1 protein-coding gene and 1 pseudogene are annotated in these 627 nt (G+C 64.8%); both read left to right on the forward strand.

What is annotated here, in order from left to right; genetic code table 11:
- A partial coding sequence (locus tag MLGJGCBP_RS48255; protein ID WP_236581724.1) for an enoyl-CoA hydratase/isomerase family protein occupies positions 1-321 on the forward strand: 321 nt, incomplete at its 5' end.
- Positions 322-407: 86 nt separating this feature from the next.
- Positions 408-551: pseudogene (locus MLGJGCBP_RS48260) on the forward strand (acyl-CoA dehydrogenase family protein); the annotation flags it as partial.
- Between the last annotated feature and the right edge of the window lie 76 nt (positions 552-627).

Below are 627 nucleotides of genomic sequence, written 5' to 3' on the forward strand. Positions count from 1 at the left end.
GGCCGGGCCGCGGAGATCGCCTACACGGCGCGTTTCGTCGGCGCCGAGGAGGCCGCCCGGATCGGATTGGCGAACCGGGTGGTGCCGAGCGAGGACCTGTTCGACGAGGCCGTCGCGGTGGCCGAGGCGATCGCATCGAATTCGCCGGGCGGTGTCCGGATGTCGAAGCGTGCGCTGCAGTGCAACCAGGAAGTGACGTCGTATGCGGCGGCACTGGAGTTGGAGAACCGGGGACAGGCGCTGCTCACCCGGGGCGCCGACATGCCGGAGGCGCATGCGGCGTTCAAGGAGAAGCGGCCGCCACGCTTTACCGGCCAGTAAGGATCGAATGATGACGACATGGATGGAGGCCAGCGTATGACCTGGTCATCCCGTTCGCATCGCCGTCATCGGAACTCGGATTTAGTGACGCCGTTTACGGAATGGGTGGGTCCGGCTACACCCGCGAGTACGGCATGGAGAAACAGGATCGCCGTTCTCTGGCACCACCGATCTATGGCGGTATCAACGAGAATCAGCGCGAGATCATCAGCAAGAGCCTGGGCCTGTAGCCCTCGTTCCCCATCGTAAGGACCATCGCATGACCACCACTCCCTTCACCTCCGACGCCCTCGCGGGCAAGCGCGT

This window comes from Rhodococcus sp. T7 (assembly GCF_009872365.1).
In the GTDB taxonomy this organism is placed as follows: domain Bacteria; phylum Actinomycetota; class Actinomycetes; order Mycobacteriales; family Mycobacteriaceae; genus Rhodococcus_F.